A 15,767-nucleotide genomic window follows, 5' to 3' on the forward strand; every position below is an offset into this window, starting at 1 on the left:
CCTTACAGGTGCCTGCCATGAACCCACTCAAACTAATGACCTGCTTGCTGGTGCTCGGCGCTTCGCTGAGCGCACACGCCCATGAAGCCGGCCATGAAAACGTCCAGGTGCTGCAAGAAAAGCCCTTGGTCAACGCCCCCGGCAAAGTCGCCACGATGCTCACCGTCGACTACGCCCCCGGCCAGGCCTCCGCCGCTCACCGCCACCCAGGCTCAGTGATGGCCTACGTGCTGCAAGGCACGGTGGTGTCGCAGCTCAAGGGCGAGGCGGCGGTTACCTACAAAACGGGGCAGTATTGGTATGAACCGGCCGGGGCGGTGCATGTGGTGTCGCGCAATGCCAGTAAGACCAAGCCGGCCAAGTTGCTGGTGTGGGTGTTGAAGGATGAGGGGCAGGCGGTGTTGGAGCCGATGAAGGAGTGAGGGGCAATATTCTGCTTGTTTGAGGCCGGGTTGTCCAAACCCCAGAAACAACAAAGCCCCTGCAAGAGGGGCTTCGTTTGATGTTTGGCTCCGCGACCAGGACTCGAACCTGGGACCCAATGATTAACAGTCATTTGCTCTACCGACTGAGCTATCGCGGAATCTGCAGCCTATGTTACTGATTCAAAAGGGGAAGTCAAGCGTTGCTGACTTCCCCTTTCAAATTACAGTACCGCGACGATCGCTTTGTTCACCGCATCGATGTTGCTCTGGTTCAGCGCGGCCACGCAGATGCGGCCGGTGTCCAGGGCGTAGATGCCGAATTCGCTGCGCAGGCGTTGGGCCTGGGCGGCAGTCAGGCCCGAGTAGGAGAACATGCCGACCTGGCGGCCGACGAAGCTGAAGTCGCGGTTGGCGCCGTGGGCGGCCAGGCCTTCGACCATTTGCATGCGCATGCTGCGGATGCGCAGGCGCATTTCGGCCAGTTCCGCTTCCCACATGGCGCGCAGTTCAGGGCTGTTGAGCACCGAGGCGACAATGGTGGCGCCGTGGGTGGGCGGGTTGGAGTAGTTGGTGCGGATCACGCGCTTGACCTGGGACAAGACGCGAGTGGCTTCTTCCTTGGAGTCGGTGACGATCGACAGGGCGCCGACGCGCTCGCCGTACAGCGAGAACGACTTGGAGAAGGAGCTGGACACGAAGAAGTTCAGGCCCGACTCGGCGAACAGGCGCACGGCGGCGGCGTCTTCGGTGATGCCTTCGCCGAAGCCTTGGTAGGCCATGTCCAGGAACGGGATGTGGCCCTTGGCTTTGACGGTGTCCAGCACGTTCTGCCAGTCGGCCGGGGTCAGGTCGACGCCGGTCGGGTTGTGGCAGCAGGCGTGCAGCACCACGATGGAGCCCGACGGCAGGGCGTTCAGGTCTTCCAGCAAACCGGAACGGTTGACGCCGTTGCTGGTCGCATCATAGTAGCGGTAGTTTTGAACCGGGAAGCCTGCGGCCTCGAACAGGGCGCGGTGGTTTTCCCAGCTTGGGTCGCTGATGGCGACCACGGCATTGGGTGCGATCTGCTTGAGGAAGTCGGCACCAATTTTCAGTGCACCGGTACCGCCCACGGCTTGGGTGGTGATCACGCGGCCAGCGGCGATCAGCGGCGAGTCGGCGCCAAACAGCAGTTTTTGCACGGCCTGGTCGTAGGCGGCAATGCCGTCGATCGGCAGGTAGCCGCGCGAGGCGTGCTGTGCAACGCGCAGGGTCTCGGCTTCGACAACGGCGCGCAGCAGGGGAATTCGCCCTTCTTCGTTGCAATAAACGCCCACGCCCAGGTTGACCTTGTCGGTCCGGGTATCGGCGTTGAATGCTTCGTTGAGGCCCAGGATAGGATCGCGGGGTGCCAATTCGACAGCGGAAAACAGGCTCATTTTTTGTAAAGCTCTGAATGGAAAGTGAGGGGATACACCGCTCCATTCGAGTGCACTAGAGCGGTGCACAAACGGGGAGTCAGTATAAAGAGCCTTGCCGCAGTGTGCGACAGGTTGCACTGGGTTTTACCGTGCTTTGACGGATTTTTTTTCGACCGTTAGTCATTTAGAAGTGCTGGTAAGCAACGCGTAGCGTAGGACGCGTCTTGAAACTGGCGTCCGATGGCACAACTTGGGTATAAGTACTGTCTATAAATACAGGCGAGGTTCGTGCCTGTCAGCTTTTCACCTGCGCCTGCGTGGGTGGCTCAAGAGGTTTCCCATGTCCGAGTTTCAGCTCGTTACCCGTTTTCAGCCGGCCGGCGACCAACCGGAGGCCATCCGCCAGTTGGTCGAAGGCATCGACGCGGGCCTGGCGCACCAGACCCTGCTCGGGGTGACTGGCTCGGGCAAGACCTTCAGCATCGCCAACGTGATTTCCCAGGTACAACGCCCCACGCTGGTGCTGGCGCCAAACAAAACCCTGGCCGCGCAACTGTATGGCGAGTTCAAGGCGTTCTTCCCGAACAACGCGGTGGAGTATTTCGTTTCCTACTACGACTACTACCAACCCGAAGCCTATGTGCCGTCGTCCGACACCTTCATCGAGAAGGACGCCTCGATCAACGACCACATCGAGCAGATGCGCCTGTCCGCGACCAAGGCGCTGCTGGAGCGCAAGGACGCCATCATCGTAACCACGGTGTCGTGCATCTATGGCCTGGGCAGCCCGGAAACCTACTTGAAGATGGTGTTGCACGTAGACCGCGGCGACAAGCTCGACCAGCGCGCCTTGCTGCGGCGCCTGGCTGACCTGCAATACACCCGCAACGACATGGACTTCGCCCGTGCCACTTTCCGGGTGCGCGGTGACGTGATCGACATCTTCCCGGCCGAATCGGACCTGGAAGCCATCCGCATCGAGCTGTTCGACGACGAGGTGGAAAACATCTCGGCGTTCGACCCGCTGACCGGCGAGCTAATCCGCCGCCTGCCGCGTTTCACCTTCTACCCGAAAAGCCACTACGTGACGCCCCGCGAAACCCTGCTCGACGCCATCGAAGGCATCAAGGTAGAGCTGCAGGAACGCCTGGAGTACCTGCGCGGTGCCAACAAGCTGGTGGAAGCCCAGCGCCTGGAACAGCGCACCCGGTTTGACCTGGAGATGATCCTGGAGCTGGGTTACTGCAACGGCATCGAAAACTACTCGCGCTACTTGTCCGGGCGCCCGGCCGGGGCGCCGCCGCCTACGCTGTACGATTATTTGCCGGCGGACGCGCTGCTGGTGATCGACGAATCCCACGTCAGCGTCCCGCAGGTGGGCGCCATGTACAAGGGCGACCGTTCGCGCAAGGAAACCCTGGTGGAATACGGTTTCCGCCTGCCGTCGGCGCTGGACAACCGGCCCATGCGTTTCGATGAGTGGGAAAGCATCAGCCCGCAGACCATCTTTGTATCGGCCACCCCCGGTAACTATGAAGCCGAACATGCCGGCCGCGTGGTCGAGCAGGTGGTGCGCCCCACCGGCCTGGTCGACCCGCAGGTGGAGGTGCGCCCGGCGCTGACCCAGGTCGACGACCTGCTGTCGGAGATCCGCAAGCAGGTGCTCAAGGATGAGCGCGTGCTGGTCACCGTGCTGACCAAGCGCATGGCCGAGGACTTGACCGATTACCTGGCCGACCACGACGTGCGCGTGCGCTACCTGCACTCGGACATTGATACCGTGGAGCGGGTGGAGATCATTCGCGACCTGCGCCTGGGCGCCTTCGATGTACTGGTGGGTATCAACCTGCTGCGCGAGGGCCTGGACATGCCCGAGGTGTCGCTGGTGACCATCCTGGACGCCGATAAAGAGGGCTTCTTGCGCTCCGAGCGTTCGTTGATCCAGACTATTGGCCGCGCCGCCCGTAACCTCAACGGCCGGGCGATCCTGTATGCCGACCGCATGACCGGCTCCATGGAGCGCGCCATCGGCGAAACCGAACGCCGCCGCGACAAGCAGGTTGCCTTCAACCTGGCCAATGGCATCACCCCTAAAGGCGTGATCAAGGACGTCGCCGACATCATGGAAGGCGCCACCGTGCCGGGTTCGCGCAGCAAGAAGCGCAAGGGCATGGCCAAGGCGGCCGAAGAAAGCGCCAAGTACGAAAACGAACTGCGCTCGCCGAGCGAGATCACCAAGCGCATCCGTCAGTTGGAAGAGAAAATGTACCAGTTGGCCCGCGACCTGGAGTTCGAGGCCGCGGCGCAGATGCGCGACGAGATTGGCAAGTTGCGCGAGCGCCTGCTCAAGGTGTGACACACCCGCGTAGGCGCGGATCAATCCGCGAAAAATCATCGCGATTTTCCAGGCATATCGCGGCGTTCTTTTCGCGGATCAATCCGCTCCTACAGGGGTTAGTGCGCTTCGCCGGCCTTGATGCCTGCCGGCAACGCCTTGGTCAGCAACACCGCCACCATGCTGATCGCCAGCCCAATGCCGACAATATGAAAGGCGTCGTCATAGGCCATGATCAGCGCCTGCTGATGGGCGATCTCGCTGATCTTGCCCAGCGCTGCGGTTTCATTGCCCAGCCTTTCTGTCAGTAGCGCCATGCGCTCGGCCACCTGCGGGTTGCTGGGCACCACCGCCTCGCGCAAGTAATCGAAGTAGACCTTGGTGCGCGCGTCCAGCAGCGTCGCCAGCAAGGCAATGCCGATCGCGCCGCCCAGGTTGCGCAGGATGTTGAACAGGCTCGATGCAGAGCCTGCGTCCTGGGCTTGAATGTAGGCGGTGGCGATCAGCGAAATGGTCACCATGATCAGCGGCTGGCCCAGCGCGCGAATGATCTGGATCTGGTTGAACTGCGGCCCGGCGAAGTCCGGGTTGAGCACCCCGGAAGAAAAGCTCGCCAGGCCGAACAAGCCAAACCCCAGGGCGCATAGCCATTTGGGCGAGACAAAGCGCATCAGCATCGGCACCAGCGGAATCAGGAATAGCTGCGGCACGCCCATCCACATGATCACTTCGCCGATCTGCAGCGCGTTGTAGTTCTGGATCTGTGCCAGGTACAGCGGCAATAGGTAAATGGAGCCGTACAGGCCCAGGCCCATGCCGAGGCTGGCGATGCTCGACAGGCCGAAATTGCGGTTGCGCAAGATACCCAGGTTGATCAGTGGGTTGGCCCGTGACACCTGCAAAATCACGAAGGTGGTCAGGCTGAGCAGGGCGGTCACGGCCAGCACCACGATCTCGGTGGACTCCAGCCAGTCCTTGCGGTGGCCTTCTTCCAGGAACACTTGCAGGCAGCCCAGGCCCAGGCCCAAGGTCAGGATGCCGGCGTAGTCGGTGCTTTTGAGCAGCTCCCAGTGGGCTTCTTTCTTTTCCAGGCCGTAGAGCAGCCCGGCGATCATGACCAGGCCGGGCGGGATGTTGATGTAGAAGATGTACTGCCAGCCGAAGTTTTCCGTCAGCCAGCCGCCCAGGGTCGGGCCGATGGAGGGGGCGAACGTGGCCGTCATGGCGAACATGGCCATGCCCTTGGCGCGGTGGTGCTCGGGCAGCTTGATCAGGGTCAGGGTGAACGCCAGGGGGATCAGCGCGCCGCCGGTAAAGCCCTGCAGGGCGCGGAAGATGATCATGCTCTCCAGGTTCCAGGCCATGGAGCACAGCAGGGATGCAAACAAAAAGCCCACCGACACCCATACCGCCAGGCGCCGCGCCGAGAGCAACTGCACCAGCCAGGCGGTGAGCGGGATCATGATGATCTCGGCCACCAGGTAGGAGGTGGAGATCCACGAGCCTTCCTCCAGCGTCGCGGACAGCGCGCCCTGGATGTCCTTGAGCGATGAGTTGGTGATCTGGATGTCCAGCACCGCCATGAAGGCGCCGAGCATCACGCTCATCACCGCGATCCAGTCGCGCCGGGTCGGCTCGCCGACCGGGCGGACCAGTTGATCACCGGCCATCTTTGGCGTCGATGTTAACGCTCACGGTCACCGACATGCCCGGGCGGATCTTGCCGTGCAGCGGGTTGTCGGAGCTGAAGGTCAGTTTCACCGGGATGCGTTGCACCACCTTGGTGAAATTGCCCGTGGCATTGTCGGGCGGCAGCAGGCTGAACTGCGCGCCAGAAGCGGCGAACAAGCTGTCCAGGCGGCCGTCGATGGGGGTGTCGGGGAAGCTGTCGAAGGTCAGCGTGGCGCGCTGGCCGGGCTGCATGTGGCCGATCTGGGTTTCCTTGAAGTTGGCCTGCACCCAGATGTCCTGGTCCGGCACGATCGACAGCAGGTAGGCGCCGGCCTGCACATATTGGCCGTTGCGCGCGGCGCGCTGGCCGATCAGGCCGCTGATGGGCGCATGGATTTCACTGCGGGCCAGATTGACCTGGGCCTGGGCCAGGTCGGTGCGGGCGTTGGTGATCTGGGCGTCGAGGCGCTTGATCTCGGCGTTCAACGCATTCACTTGCTGGCGCTGGCCCTGGGCGTCAGCCTGGGCCTTGGTGACCTGAGAGCGGGCGATGCGGTTGTCGGCCGACAGGGTGGTGACGCGCTCTTCGGACACATAGCCCGGTTTGCGCAGGGTTTCGGCGCGGTTCAGGTCCAGTTGCGCGCGGCCCAGGGTCGCTTGGCTGGACACCACCTGGGCTTCACTGGCGGCAATCAGGCTGGCCTGCTGGGCCAGTTTGCTCTGCGCCTGCTCGCGCTCGGCCTGGCGCGTGGCCAGCGTGGCGTTGGCGCGCTCCACGGCAAAGCGAAAGTCGTCGGCATCCAGGCGCACCAGCAAGTCACCCTTGGCCACGTGCTGGTTGTCGTCCACCAGCACCTCCTCGATACGCGCGCCCAACTGGCTAGACACCCGGGTGATCTCGCCCTGCACATAGGCGTTGTCGGTGGTCTCGTAGAAACGCCCCTTGAAATACCAGTGGGCCAGGAAGGCGAGGGCGATGCACAGCACCAGAAAGAGAAAAATCAGCAGGCGACGCTTGAGGGGCGCGGGCATGGTCGGTCCGTCGGGAAAAGGGGCTGGCAGAGTGCCAATAAGCAATCATCCGTAACACTCGGGCCCCCGGCAAGCGGCAATCATGCCGTTGATGCCCAGTAATATGGCGCACCGCTGGAGCCCGATGCGCAAGCCCTGCTAACATCCGCCCTTTGATTCACTCTGCTCGAGACCATTCATGACCACCGTTCGTACGCGCATCGCCCCATCGCCCACCGGCGACCCCCATGTCGGCACGGCTTACATCGCCCTGTTCAACTATTGCTTTGCCAAACAGCATGGCGGCGAATTCATCCTGCGTATCGAAGACACCGACCAGCTGCGCTCTACCCGCGAGTCGGAACAGCAGATATTCGATGCCCTGCGCTGGCTGGGCATCGAGTGGAGCGAAGGCCCGGACGTGGGCGGCCCGCATGGCCCGTATCGCCAGAGCGAGCGCGGCGACATCTACAAGCAGTACGCCCAGCAACTGGTCGACCTGGGCCACGCCTTCCCGTGCTTCTGCACGGCCGAAGAGCTGGATCAGATGCGTGCCGAGCAGCAGGCCCGGGGCGAAACCCCGCGTTATGACGGCCGTGCGCTGCTGCTGTCGCCCGAAGAAGTGGCCAGCCGCCTGGCTGCCGGCGAGCCCCACGTGATCCGCATGAAGGTGCCGACCGAGGGCGTGTGCGTGGTGCCGGACCTGCTGCGTGGCGAAGTCGAGATCCCGTGGGATCGCATGGACATGCAAGTGCTGATGAAGACCGACGGCCTGCCGACGTACTTCCTGGCCAACGTGGTGGACGACCACCTGATGGGCATCACCCACGTGCTGCGTGGCGAAGAGTGGCTGCCATCGGCGCCCAAGCTGATCAAGTTGTACGAGTACTTTGGTTGGGAGCAGCCGGTGCTGTGCTACATGCCGCTGCTGCGCAACCCCGACAAGAGCAAGCTGTCCAAGCGCAAGAACCCGACCTCGGTGACCTTCTACGAGCGCATGGGCTTCATGCCCGAAGCCATGCTCAACTACCTGGGCCGCATGGGCTGGTCCATGCCGGATGAGCGCGAGAAGTTCTCCCTGGCCGAGATGGTCGAGCATTTCGACCTGTCCCGCGTGTCCCTGGGCGGGCCGATCTTCGACATCGAGAAACTGTCCTGGCTGAACGGCCAGTGGCTGCGCGAGCTGCCAGTCGAGGAATTTGCCGCGCGCGTGCAGAAGTGGGCGTTCAACGCCGACTACATGATGAAGATCGCGCCGCACGTGCAGGGCAGGGTAGAGACCTTCAGCCAGATTGCACCGCTGGGCGGGTTCTTCTTCGCCGGTGGCCTGCAACTGGATGCCAAGCTTTTCGAGCACAAGAAGCTCTCGGGCGACCAGGTTCGCCAGTTGATGCAGTTGATTTTGTGGAAGCTCGAATCCCTGCGCAGTTGGGAGAAGGACAACATCACCGCCACCATCCAGGCCGTGGTCGAATCCCTGGAGCTGAAGTTGCGTGACGCCATGCCGTTGATGTTTGCCGCCATCACCGGGCAAGCCAGCTCGGTGTCGGTGCTGGACGCCATGGAAATCCTTGGCCCGGACCTGACCCGCTTCCGCCTGCGTCAGGCGCTGGACCTGCTGGGTGGCGTGTCGAAGAAAGAAAACAAAGAGTGGGAAAAGCTGCTGGCGGCCATTGCCTGACGCAGGTTTTTACCCTCCCTGCAGGAACGGATTGATCCGCTAAAACGTCACCGCGCAGTGCCAGGCATTGCGCGCTGGCTGATTCGCGGATGAATCCGCTGCTACAAGTGGGTGGGGCCCAAACCCTGTGTTTATTGGGCTAAAGGCGCATTGGAGAGGTAAGTGATTGTAAAGCTGGAAGATTTTTTTAAAAATTTTCAAAAATAAGTTTGACAGCCTACCGATCCGGTCTTAATATGCGCCCCGTCCACACAGCAACACGCAGAAATGTGAAGCGCTGAAGATTGTGGGGCTATAGCTCAGCTGGGAGAGCGCTTGCATGGCATGCAAGAGGTCAACGGTTCGATCCCGTTTAGCTCCACCAAATTCCAAGCTTGAAGTTGAAGTTTGACTTCAAGCAGATCAGATCCAGACTGATCGAATGGTAAGAAGGTTTTGTCCCCTTCGTCTAGTGGCCTAGGACACCGCCCTTTCACGGCGGTAACAGGGGTTCGAGTCCCCTAGGGGACGCCAGTTTTACAGAAGCGCTGCTTGCACAGGTCGCTCCGCCGCAAGGCGATAAATTTGGGGCTATAGCTCAGCTGGGAGAGCGCTTGCATGGCATGCAAGAGGTCAACGGTTCGATCCCGTTTAGCTCCACCAATTTGCCAGGGTTCGTGAAAACGGATCTGCTCGAAGGTTTGCGTCCCCTTCGTCTAGTGGCCTAGGACACCGCCCTTTCACGGCGGTAACAGGGGTTCGAGTCCCCTAGGGGACGCCACGATTTGCCCGCTTTGCGGGATTTATAAGGCTCATTCGATTATTGAATGAGCCTTTTGTTTTTCTGGCGTTTGCTAAAATGCCTGTCCTTGCAAATCCCCCTCCTCATGCACCCGCCGACCAACGGCAAGCCTCAACCCTTGCAGAAAAATATTACCAGCATAATATTACTTCCATAATATTTGGAGGTCGCCATGCTCGATAAAAAAGCCCAGACCCGCGACAGGATTCTGCAAGCCGCTCGCGCCGCGGTCATCCAGCGTGGCCCGCTGGACCCCAGCGTCAATGACGTGATGGGTGCCGCCGGGTTGACCGTGGGCGGCTTTTATTCGCATTTCGAGAACAAGGACGCCTTGATGCTCGAAGCGTTCAGGCAGTTGCTGGGGCAGCGGCGCAACTTGCTGGAGGCCGTCGACCCGGCGCTCAAGGCTCAAGAGCGGCGCCAACTGATGGCGCGCTATTACCTGTCGCGCAAGCATCGTGATGCCACCGACTCTGGCTGCCCCTTGCCGACCTCCTTGGGTGAATTGTCACGCCTGCCCGAGGCTTTTCACCAGGCGCTGGTCGAACACATTGAGCTACTGATGACGCAATTGGTGGACAGCCCGCAGGAGGGTGACAAGGCCCTCGCCGACATCGCCCTGATGGTCGGCGCCCTTGCCCTGGCCAAGGCGCTGGGCACCGGTGAGTTGTCTGACCGAGTACTGCAGGCCGCCAAAGCGGCGGTGGTCTGATCGTTTCTGGTGGGAGATAGGCACATGAGCACCTTGAACTGGATACGTGGCATCAATGGCACCCTGGGCCGGCTGGCGCCAACCCATGTGGCGCGCAACATGCACCAGGCGTTCATGACCCCGCGCACGCTGCCGCCCCGTGAGTGGGAGCTGGCCGTGCTGGCAAAAGCCGAGCGCGTAACGCTGCGCTTCGGGCTTTCGGCGCTGCGCTGGGGGCAGGGCCCGGCGGTACTGTTGATGCACGGTTGGGAAGGGCGCCCCACGCAGTTCGCGGCCATGATCGAGGCGCTGGTCAGCGCCGGCTACACGGTCATGGCGCTGGACGGCCCAGGCCATGGTCGCTCACGGGGGCACAAGGCGCACGTGGTGCTGTTTGCCCAGGCGTTGCTGGAGGCGGCTGGCGAATTGCCGCGGTTGCAAGCGGTCATCGGCCACTCCATGGGCGGTGCCGCAGCCTTGCTGGCCAGCCAATGGGGGTTGCGGTGCGAGGTCATGGTCAGTATCTCGGCCCCCGCCCGGGTGTTGGCTGTGTTGCGTGGCTTTGCCCAGCGGGTCGGCCTGCCGCCCAAGGCGCGTTCGGCGTTCATTGCCCAGGTGGAGCGGGACGTCGGCATGCCGGCGGCGCACCTGGACGTGGGTCGTTACCACCTCGACATGCCGGGTTTGGTGGTGCACGCCGCCGACGATCATGTGGTCGACGCCAGTGAAGCGTTACTGATCCACGATGCCTGGTTCGACAGCCGCCTGTTGACCTTGCCCCAGGGCGGCCACCAGCGCCTGTTGGCCGATCCGCAGGTGATCGAGGCGGTACTCGGCCTGCTTGAACGCAGTGGCCGGCAGGCGCGGCAAACCGCCTGAGGTTCCGTTACACTGGCGCCACACTAAGGCTTTCGTGAGTGCGCGCATGAACTGGGATCTGGCAACGCCATTCGTCATCGACCTTAAGGTCGCGGCCGAAGACATCGATGGATTGGGGCACGCCAACAATGCGGTGTATGTCACCTGGCTCGAGCGGTGCGCCTGGCGCCATTCCCAGCGCCTGGGCCTGGACCTGGCCGAATACCGGCGCCTGGACCGGGCCATGGCCGTGGTGCGGCACGAGATCGACTACCTGGCCAGTGCCTACGAAGACGACGAACTGCAACTGGCCACCTGGATCGTCGACTCCGACCAGCGGCTGAAGATGACCCGGCGTTTCCAGTTGGTGCGCCCGCGTGACGGCGCCACCTTGCTGCGCGCGCACACCTCGTTTGTTTGCATCGAGCTGTCCAGTGGCAAGCCCAAGCGCATGCCGGTGGAGTTTCTCCAGGGCTACGGGCCGGCGTTGCACGCGGTCTGATACACTGCCGGCCTTTTTTCGCTCGAGACTTAACCATGCAAATCGCTCTGGCACCCATGGAGGGGTTGGTCGACAACATCCTGCGTGACGTGCTGACCCAGGTCGGCGGCATCGACTGGTGCGTGACCGAATTCATTCGGATCAACGACCAGATGCTGCCTGCGGCGGTGTTCCACAAGATGGCGCCAGAGCTCAAGCACGGTGCCGCCACGGCCGCCGGCACGCCGCTGCGCGTTCAGTTGCTCGGCTCCGACCCTGCCTGCCTGGCCGACAACGCCGCCTATGCCTGCACCCTGGGTGCGCCGGTGATCGATTTGAACTTCGGCTGTCCGGCCAAAACCGTCAACCGCTCGCGCGGCGGTGCGGTGCTGCTCAAAGAGCCTGAGTTGCTGCACGACATCGTCCGCGAGGTGCGCAAGTCGGTGCCCGCGCACATCCCGGTCACCGCCAAGATGCGCCTGGGCTTCGACAGCCCCGACGGTGCGCTGGTGTGCGCCATGGCCCTGGCCGACGGTGGCGCCGAGCAGATCGTGGTGCACGCGCGTACCAAGGTCGACGGCTACAAGCCGCCGGCGCATTGGGAGTACGTGGCGCGGGTGCAGGAAGTGGTCAAGGTGCCGGTGTTCGCCAACGGCGAAGTCTGGACCGTCGACGACTGGCGCCGTTGCCGCGAAGTCAGCGGGGTCAAGGACATCATGCTCGGCCGCGGCCTGTGCTCGCGGCCAGACCTGGCCCGGCAAATAGCGGCGGCTGCGGCCGGTATCGAGTTGCCGGACATGACCTGGGCCGAGTTGATGCCGCTGATCCAGTCGTTTTGGCGCCAGGCCGTGGTCGACCTGACCCCGCGCCAGGCGCCGGGGCGGCTGAAGCAGTGGATGGCGATGCTGACCCGCACCTACCCCGAGGCGGTGGCGATGTTCACCATTTTGCGCCGCGAGACCGATTGTGAGCGGGTGGGGCAGTTGTTGGGTGTGGTGCAGAGCGAGGCGGCCTGATAAACCGTAGTGGTCTAGAGGTGTATTGCGCTCTCTATTCGCGGCCTTGGCCGCCAATGTCAGCGCGCCGTGCAGGATTATCCTCGACAGCCCCATCGCAAGCATTCAGCCCAGGCGCGGCGCCTCATCGATCAACATCTGCCGGAACTCGCTTAGCGGTAACGGCCGGCTGTGCAGGTAGCCCTGATAGAGGTGGCAGCCCAGGCGCTCAAGAAACTCCAGCTGCTCGGACAACTCCACGCCCTCGGCAATCACCGTTAAGTCCAGGCTGCGGGCCATGGCGACGATGGCGCGGATGATTTCCGCGTCGTTGGGATCGTGGGTGGCGTCGCGCACGAACGACTGGTCGATCTTCAGCGCATCCACCGGCAAGCGTTTGAGGTAGGTGAGCGAGGAGTAACCGGTACCGAAGTCATCCATGGCAAAACTCACGCCTAGCTTCTTCAGGCTGCGCATCTTGCCGATGGTGTCTTCCAGGTTCTGGATCACGATGCCTTCGGTGATCTCCAGTTTCAGCAGGGTAAACGGCAGGTTGTTCTGCTTGAGGCTGCGCTCCACCCGTTGCACGAAATCGTTCTGGCGGAACTGGCGCGGGCTGATGTTTACGCACAGGGCAAAATCAGTGGCATCTATCAGGCCCTCCTTGAGCAGTTGCGCGCAGGCCTTGCAGGCCTCGTCGAGGATCCAACTGCCCACTTCCAGGATCAGCCCGCTTTCCTCCAGCACCTGAATGAACTGCGCCGGCGATTGCTGGCCGAGGATCGGGTGGTGCCAGCGCAGCAGCACTTCGGCGCCGACAATGCGGTCCTCGCGGGCGTCCACCTGGGGCTGGAAGTGCAGGCTCAGTTCGCCACGAATCACCGCCGAGCGCAGGTCGTTTTCCATGCGCAGGCGTTCGCTGGCAGCCTTCTGCATGGTGTTGTGGAACATTTGCGTGGTATTGCGCCCCGAGTCCTTGGCCCGGTAAAGGGCGATGTCGGCGCGCTTTAGCAGGTCGGCCGGAGTCGAGCCATGGTCGGGGATCAGCGCGATGCCGATGCTCGGCGTTACTTGCAGGCGCTGCCCATCCAAAGACATGGGTTCGGCCAGCAGTTCGCGCAGTGTGTCGGCCAGTTCGCGCACTTTTTCCGTGACTTGCCCGCGGGTGCCCTCCAGGCCGCTGAGCAGCACCACGAATTCGTCGCCGCCCAGCCGCGCCACGGTGTCTTCCAGGCGCACGCTGGCTTCGAGGCGAGCGGTGATGATCTTCAGCACCGTGTCGCCCACCGGGTGGCCCAGCGAGTCGTTGATGTGCTTGAAGTGGTCCAGGTCAAGGAACAGCAGGGCGCCGCGCAGGTTGTGGCGCTTGAGCAGGGCGATCTGCTGGCTCAGGCGGTCCATCAGCAGGGCGCGGTTAGGCAGGTTGGTCAGGGGGTCGTGGTAGGCCAGGTGGCGGATCTGCGCCTGGGCGTTTTTCAACTGGCTCACGTCGCGGGCGGTCAGCAGCAGGCAGGCGGCTTCGTTGAGGGTGATGGGCTCCACCGACACCTCGACGGTCACCAACTCGCCGGCCTTGTTGCGCCCCAGCATCTCACGGTGATTGACCCGGCCGTTTTCCTGCAATTCGTTCAGCAGCAGGGCGCGCTGTTTTTCATCGGCCCAGATGCCGATGTCATCGATGGTGCGCCCCACCACTTCGCTGGCGCTGTAGCCGGACAGCTTGCAAAAACCGTGGTTGACCTCCAGGTAGCGGCCGCTGTCGCGCTCGGTGATGATGATGGCGTCGGGGCTTGAGTGGAACGCCTTGGCGAATTTCTCTTCGCTGGCTTTCAGTGCCGCCTCGGCGCGTTGCTGCTGGGTGATGTCGCGCAGGGTGGTCACCGCGCAGGCCTCGCCGTCCACGGTGATGGTGCGGCTGGAAATCAGGCACGTCAGGCTTTGGCCGCCCTTGTGTTGCACCAGCACGGCGACGTTGTTCAAGGCGCGGTCACGGATTACTTGGCCAATGCGTTGCAGGCGCGTCGCCGAGTCCGCCCAAAAGCCAACGTCTTCAGCGCTTTTACCCATGATTTCACTGGCACTCCAGCCAAATACCTGGGTAAAGGCGGGGTTGATCTCGATAAATTCGCCGTCGCGCTGGCGGGTCACGCAGATCGGGTCGGTGCTGGCCTGGAACAGGCTGGCGAATTTTTCCTCGGAGCTGCTCAGGCGTTGCTCGCGTTCGACCTGCTCGGTGATGTCCAGCAGGGTGCCGGCCATGCGCAGGGGTTGGCCATTGTCGTCGCGGTACAGGCGCGCACGGCTTTCGATGTAGCGCGAGGCGCCGCTGGGCAACTGAATGCGATAGGTGATCTGGTAGTTGCCCGCCGGGCCTTCGCGAAGGCTGCGGTAGGCTTGGCGCATGCCGTTGCGCTCGTCCTCGGGCACGCCCTCGAAAAACGCTTCGAAGGCTTCGTGGAAGGGCACCGGGTCCAGCCCGTGCAACTGCGCCGCGCGGGCCGAGCCATAGAGCATGCCGCTGGGGATGTGCCAGTCCCATGTGCCCAGTTGCGCCGAGTCCAGGGCCAGGTCCAGGCGCTCCTGGCTGTCGATCAATGCTTGCTCGGCGCGTTTGCGCTCGCTGGTGTCGATGAAGGTGCTGAGCAGGTAGGTGCCGCCGTCCAGTTCGATGTTCTGCGTGCAGAGGATGCCGTCATGGATCTGCCCGCTGCTGGCGCGCAATTGCACCTCCAGGTTGATCGGCTCATTGGTTTCGCGGGTGGCTTGCAGCATTTGCAGGCGCTGCTCCGGGCGCGCCCACATGCCCAGTTCCAAGGTGGTCTTGTTAATGATTTGGTGGCCTGCCCAGCCGAGGATCTTCTCGAAGTGCTGGTTGACCTCATAGATCAGCCCGTCGCTGCGCCGGGTCAGCAGGATCACGTTGGGGCTTAGGTGGAACAGCGTGGCAAAGCGCTTTTCGGAGTTGATCAGCGCGCTTTCCCGTTCCCGCTGGCGGGTGATTTCGCGAATCACCCCGACCATCTGCGGGTTGCCGAGTTTGCCCTTGACCAGGCTGCCGTTGATTTCCAGCCAGTGCAGGCTGCCGTCGGGCCAGATGATGCGGTGGCGCATGGCCTTTTCGATCGGCTCGCCGCGCAACACCGCCTGGAACGCCTGCAGGGTTCGATTGCGGTCCTCCTGGGGTAGCAAGTCCAGGTATTCCACGTCGTTGGGCAGCGGCGCCTGCGGGTCGAAGCCGAACAGCGCCTGGGTGCCCCGTGACCAGCTGATCTGGCCGGTCTCGATGTCCCAGAGCCAGGCACCCAGGTGCGCGCCGTTGAGCGCGGCCAACAGCTGCGGCGCGCTTTCCCAGGTTTGCTCCGATTCCTGTGGGTCTGCCGCATGGATGCGCGGCAGGCGCGGGAAGCGATTAGCTGATTTGGGCATTGGAACCAGACC

The 15,767-nt window shown here is 62.7% G+C and carries 11 protein-coding genes and 5 tRNA genes; 11 read left to right on the top strand and 5 right to left on the bottom strand.

The genetic code is table 11. The features are described 5' to 3' along the window. Positions 1-17 precede the first annotated feature (17 nt). Positions 18-422 carry a cupin domain-containing protein gene (locus L9B60_RS20745; RefSeq protein WP_249672737.1) on the top strand — a complete coding sequence of 135 codons (405 nt, stop codon included), beginning with the start codon at positions 18-20 and terminating at the stop codon, positions 420-422. An 85-nt stretch (positions 423-507) separates the two neighbouring features. On the opposite strand, the gene L9B60_RS20750 is transcribed toward L9B60_RS20745, so the two are convergent. After that, positions 508-583: transfer RNA gene (locus tag L9B60_RS20750), tRNA-Asn, on the bottom strand. 63 nt (positions 584-646) lie between these two features. Beyond that, positions 647-1,843 (bottom strand): amino acid aminotransferase, encoded by a 1,197-nt coding sequence (locus L9B60_RS20755; RefSeq protein ID WP_249672739.1) that lies wholly within the window; start codon positions 1,841-1,843, stop codon positions 647-649. 322 nt (positions 1,844-2,165) lie between these two features. On the opposite strand from L9B60_RS20755, the gene uvrB reads away from it, so the two are divergent. Next, entirely contained in the window at positions 2,166-4,181 is a 2,016-nt protein-coding gene (gene uvrB / locus L9B60_RS20760) for an excinuclease ABC subunit UvrB (RefSeq protein WP_249672741.1), read from the top strand. Between the two features lie 98 nt (positions 4,182-4,279). On the opposite strand, the gene L9B60_RS20765 is transcribed toward uvrB, so the two are convergent. After that, positions 4,280-5,830: an MDR family MFS transporter gene (locus tag L9B60_RS20765; RefSeq protein WP_498371216.1), complete on the bottom strand. Its 1,551-nt coding sequence runs from the start codon at positions 5,828-5,830 to the stop codon at positions 4,280-4,282. Beyond that, complete coding sequence (locus L9B60_RS20770; protein ID WP_249672743.1) at positions 5,820-6,863, bottom strand: HlyD family secretion protein; 1,044 nt, start codon at positions 6,861-6,863, stop codon at positions 5,820-5,822. Before L9B60_RS20770 ends, L9B60_RS20765 begins: the two co-directional genes overlap by 11 nt. Positions 6,864-7,041: 178 nt before the next feature. Between L9B60_RS20770 and gltX the strand changes: the two genes are divergently transcribed. The 9 genes from gltX to L9B60_RS20815 all read left to right on the top strand — a co-directional run bounded on the left by gltX (position 7,042) and on the right by L9B60_RS20815 (position 12,350). Next, entirely contained in the window at positions 7,042-8,523 is a 1,482-nt protein-coding gene (gene gltX, locus L9B60_RS20775; protein WP_249672744.1) for a glutamate--tRNA ligase, read from the top strand. A gap of 288 nt (positions 8,524-8,811) precedes the next feature. Continuing rightward, positions 8,812-8,887, top strand: a tRNA-Ala gene (locus L9B60_RS20780). A gap of 73 nt (positions 8,888-8,960) precedes the next feature. Continuing rightward, positions 8,961-9,036, top strand: a tRNA-Glu gene (locus tag L9B60_RS20785). 53 nt (positions 9,037-9,089) lie between these two features. Beyond that, positions 9,090-9,165 (top strand) — tRNA-Ala (locus L9B60_RS20790). Between the two features lie 42 nt (positions 9,166-9,207). Continuing rightward, positions 9,208-9,283: transfer RNA gene (locus L9B60_RS20795), tRNA-Glu, on the top strand. Positions 9,284-9,476: 193 nt separating this feature from the next. Further along, the gene (locus L9B60_RS20800; RefSeq protein WP_249672745.1) at positions 9,477-10,016 is read left to right on the top strand and encodes a TetR/AcrR family transcriptional regulator; all 540 of its coding nucleotides are present in this window, start codon (positions 9,477-9,479) and stop codon (positions 10,014-10,016) included. Between the two features lie 24 nt (positions 10,017-10,040). After that, positions 10,041-10,874, top strand: a complete 834-nt coding sequence (locus L9B60_RS20805; RefSeq protein ID WP_249672746.1) for an alpha/beta hydrolase — start codon at positions 10,041-10,043, stop codon at positions 10,872-10,874. A 46-nt stretch (positions 10,875-10,920) separates the two neighbouring features. Then, positions 10,921-11,355: an acyl-CoA thioesterase gene (locus tag L9B60_RS20810; RefSeq protein ID WP_249672747.1), complete on the top strand. Its 435-nt coding sequence runs from the start codon at positions 10,921-10,923 to the stop codon at positions 11,353-11,355. A 35-nt stretch (positions 11,356-11,390) separates the two neighbouring features. After that, positions 11,391-12,350, top strand: coding sequence for a tRNA dihydrouridine synthase (locus L9B60_RS20815; protein ID WP_249672748.1), 960 nt, complete (start codon positions 11,391-11,393; stop codon positions 12,348-12,350). Positions 12,351-12,455: 105 nt separating this feature from the next. Here L9B60_RS20815 and L9B60_RS20820 read toward each other — a convergent pair whose 3' ends face one another. Beyond that, a complete protein-coding gene (locus L9B60_RS20820; RefSeq protein WP_249672750.1) occupies positions 12,456-15,755 on the bottom strand; it encodes a PAS domain S-box protein in 3,300 nt (1,099 codons plus the stop codon). Positions 15,756-15,767: the final 12 nt, after the last annotated feature.

The organism is Pseudomonas abieticivorans, from assembly GCF_023509015.1.
In the GTDB taxonomy this organism is placed as follows: domain Bacteria; phylum Pseudomonadota; class Gammaproteobacteria; order Pseudomonadales; family Pseudomonadaceae; genus Aquipseudomonas; species Aquipseudomonas abieticivorans.